This window comes from Piscinibacter sp. (assembly GCF_050175855.1).
In the GTDB taxonomy this organism is placed as follows: Bacteria; Pseudomonadota; Gammaproteobacteria; order Burkholderiales; family Burkholderiaceae_C; genus Piscinibacter.
This window is the reverse complement of record NZ_JBFXIO010000461.1, coordinates 1-3,647: the sequence shown is the minus strand read 5'-3', so window position 1 is coordinate 3,647 and position 3,647 is coordinate 1. Positions and strand designations below refer to the sequence as shown.

3 protein-coding genes are annotated in these 3,647 nt (G+C 70.7%); all 3 read right to left on the bottom strand.

What is annotated here, in order from left to right:
- The coding region (locus tag AB7U92_RS23855) for an AMP-binding protein (protein ID WP_428582806.1) at nucleotides 1–884 on the bottom strand (884 nt) is incomplete at its 3' end.
- Nucleotides 881–2,674 (bottom strand): ABC transporter substrate-binding protein, encoded by a 1,794-nt coding sequence (locus AB7U92_RS23850; RefSeq protein WP_428582804.1) that lies wholly within the window; start codon nucleotides 2,672–2,674, stop codon nucleotides 881–883. The genes AB7U92_RS23850 and AB7U92_RS23855, both read right to left, overlap by 4 nt.
- Before the next feature lie 4 nt (nucleotides 2,675–2,678).
- Nucleotides 2,679–3,647, bottom strand: a 969-nt coding sequence (locus AB7U92_RS23845; protein ID WP_428582802.1) for an ABC transporter substrate-binding protein, incomplete at its 5' end; no start/stop codon positions are given.

Genomic DNA, 3,647 nt, shown 5'->3' with positions numbered 1-3,647 from the left:
ATCACGCCGCCGTGGCCGTGCACGATGGGCTTGGGCAGGCCGGTGGTGCCGCTGGAGTACACCACCCACAGCGGATGGTCGAAGGGCAGCCACTCGGGTTCGAACGTCGCGTCGTTCGCCGTCAGCGCGGCGAAGTCGTGCAGCGTGCGGCCCGGTGCGGCAAGAACACCGGCATCGGCCCCTTCGTCGCGGTAGCGCAGCAGGACGGCATGCTGCACGCTCGGCAGCTCGGCCAGCAGCTGGCGCAGCACCGGCAGGCGGTCGTGCTCGACGCCGCCGTAGACATAACCGTCCACGCCGATCAGCACCTTCGGCTCGATCTGGCGGAAGCGGTCGAGCACCGCCAGCGGGCCCATGTCGGGCGAACACACGGACCAGATCGCACCCAGGCTCGCCGCGGCGAGGAAGGCCACCACCGCGTGCGGCGTGTTGGGCAGGAAGGCGCAGACGCGGTCGCCGCACTGCACGCCCATGCCGCGCAGCGCCGCGGCCAGCGAGGCCACCTGACGGCGCAGCTCGACCCAACCCAGTTCCTGCATCTGACCGCATTCGCGCATCCGCTCGTTCTGGAACACGATCGCCGGATGCCCTGCCGCGTGGGCCGCCTCGGCGTGGCGCAGCACCTGGCGCGCATAGTTGAGCTGCGCACCCTCGAACCAGCGCGCACCGGGCATCACCGGCTCGGCCAGCACGCGCGCGAACGGCGTCGGCGACTCGATGCCGAAGTAGTCCCACACCGAGCCCCAGAAGGCCTCGAGGTCGGACACGGACCAGCGCCACATCGCGTCGTAGCCCTCGATCGTGGTCGGGTCGAAGCGCAGGCCGCGATGCTGTTCCAGCCAGCGGGTGAACTTCAGGATCTGCGGCTCGGGCAGCGTGCTCATGCGGATGTCTCCAGGTCGACCCCGGTGTAGACCCAGGTGTCGCGTGCGAAGGGATGCCGCCACCAGCCGCGCACGCGCGGCTGCAGCAGGTCGTTGAGGATGGTGTGCACGTGCACCTTGTACGGCATGTGTGCCACCAGCAGGTTCTTGGCCTCGCGCATCAGCGCCTCGCGCTGCGCGCCGTCGGGCAGCACGTTCTGGCGCTCGAACAGGCGGTCGAAGGCCGGCAGCGCGAAGCGCGCGTCGTTCGACTCGTTGGCGTTGGGTCCGTACGCGATGCTCAGGAAGAAGCCGCCGTCGGGTGACTGCGCCACCCAGCTGTAGCCCCACATCATCAGCGTGGCGTTGCGGCTGCGCTTGAGCAGGTCGGGCCAGGTGGCGATGTCGAACTCGATGCGCAGCCCGACGCGCGCCAGGTGCTTGCGCCACAGCTCGTTGCTGCGCCGCTGCAGCTGGCTGCTGGTGGAGGCCAGGCGCAGCACCAGCGGCGAGCCATCGGGCAGCTCGCGCCAGCCGTCACCGTTGCGGTCGACGTAGCCGTACAGGTCGAGCAGCGCCATCGCGCGCGCCGGATCATGCGTGCTCATCTCGCTGCGGTAGGCGGCGTCGTAGCCGGAGGTGAAGGGCGGCACGGTGGACTGCGCCGCGATGCCCTGGCCATGGCGCAGCAGGCGCAGGTCCTCGCCGCTGTCGTAGGCCAGCGCGATGGCGCGGCGCAGCGCCACCTTCTCCGGGCCGTAGCCGCCCACCAGCGGGTGCAGCATGTTGAAGTAGGTCATCACCATGTCCGGTTGGGGCACACGCTGCAGCCGCACGCCGCGGCGCGCCAGGTGCGGCGCCAGCGCGCCACCGGGCACGGCGACCGGCGCGAAGTCGACCGGCACCTCCAGCTGGTCGAGCGAGCCGTCGAGGAAGGCCAGCCAGCGCGGCTGCGACTCCTCGATCACGCTGATCTCCACCCGGTCGACCAGCGGCAGGCGGCGGCCGGCGAGCTGCTGCGCGATGGCCTGGGCCTGCACGTCACCCTCGGCCGGCTCGGCCTCGAAGAAGCGCTCGCGGTAGCGCGGGTTGCGCAGCAGCTCGATGCGCGAGCTGCGCCGCCACGCGCCGAGCATGAACGGCCCGGTGCCCACCGGGTGCGCGGCAATGTCGGCGCCGTAGCGCTCGACCACCTCGCGCGCCACCGCGCCGGTGGTGCCCGTTTGCGCGAACAGATAGGTGAAGCGCGGGCCGGGCCGCGCCAGCCGCACGCGGAAGGTGTAGCGGTCGAGCGCGCGAATGCCTTCGACCTCGCGGTCGTAGTCGAACGGCCGCTTCGCCTTGATCGCCTGCTCGCGCAGCTCGCTCAATCCGACCAGGCCGGCGTTCTCCCACAGGTAGAGCAGCTCGCTGTTGATGCGCGGGTCGTAGTAGCGCTTGACGGTGTAGACGTAGTCCTGCGCCACCAGCTCGCGCGGCCGGCCCTCGAAGGCCGGGTCGTCGGCGAAGAGGATGCCCGGCCGGATGCGGAAGGTGAAGCTGCGGAATTCGTCCTCGACGAGCGGCAGCGCCTCGGCCGTCAGCGGCCGCAGCGTCACCGGCCGCGCCAGGTGGTCGTAGGTCAGCGGCGACTCGAAGATGCAGGCAGCCACGCGGTTGGAGTTCTCGTCGCCGATGGCCACCGGGTCGAAGCCGGTCTCGGCGACGCGGAAGGCCACGCGCAGCGTGTTGTCCTGTGTCGTGCGCCGCTGCGCCAGCACCGGCGCCGCCAGGCCGGCGGCGCAGGCGCCGATCCACTGGCGCCGCTGCATCGCCTCAGCGGCGCGGCGGCATGCGCGCCGTGTCGACGTCGATGTACTGCCAGAACTGGCTGCCGTACAGCGGCCGCCGATAGCCGATCACCCACGGCTGGGTGAGGTCGGTGAGGATGCGGTGCACGTTGAACCGCATCGGCGCCTGCGCGGTCACGATGGCCTGCGCTTCGCGGAGCAGCGCCAGGCGCTGCGGCCCGTCGGGCAGCCCGTCCATCTGGCGGTAGATCTCGTCGAAGCGCTCGTGACGGAAGCGCGGCAGGTTCTGCCCGCCCGACGCCGGCCCGTACAGGACACCCAGGCCGTCCTGCACGTCGGGATTGGCCGCCGTGTAGCCGAGCTGCCAGATCATCAGCTGGCCGGCACGGGCCTTCTTCAGCTGTTCGGGCCACTGGCCCTTCTCCAGCTCCAGGCGGATGCCGATGGCATCCATGTTCTTCTTCCACAGCTCGTCGAAGGGCCGCGACCCCTCGTCCGGCTGGGTCGCGTAGACCAGCTTGAGCGGCTTGCCGTCCGGCAGGTCGCGCCAGCCGTCGCCATCGCGATCGACGTAGCCGTACAGGTCGAGCAGCGCCTTGGCGCGTGCCGGGTCGTACTCGCTGTTGGTGCTCTTGTAGGCCGGGTCGTAGCCCCACGAGCCCGGGTTGACCAGCGACTGTGCCGGGATCGCCTGGCCGCGGCGCACCACCGCGATCTCGCGCGCGGTGTCGGTGGCCAGCGAGATCGCACGGCGCAGCGCCACCTTCTCGGGGGTGTAGCCGCCGACCGCCGGATCTTCCATGTTGAAGTAGAAGAGGGTGCGATCGACGTTCACGATGCGGTGCAGCCCGACGCCGCGCTTGGCCAGGTTCGGCGCGAGCTGGCCGTTGGGCGCGGCCATCGTGACGAACTCCGCCGGCACGGCCAGCAGGTCAAACTGCTCGTTGAGGAAGGCGAGCCATCGAGGCTGCGGCACCTCGATGATGCTGATCTC

Coding starts and splice junctions, on each gene's coding strand:
- AB7U92_RS23850 (WP_428582804.1), bottom strand. CDS start 2,674: ATGCAGCGGCGCCAGTGGATCGGCGCCTGCGCCGCCGGCCTGGCGGCG.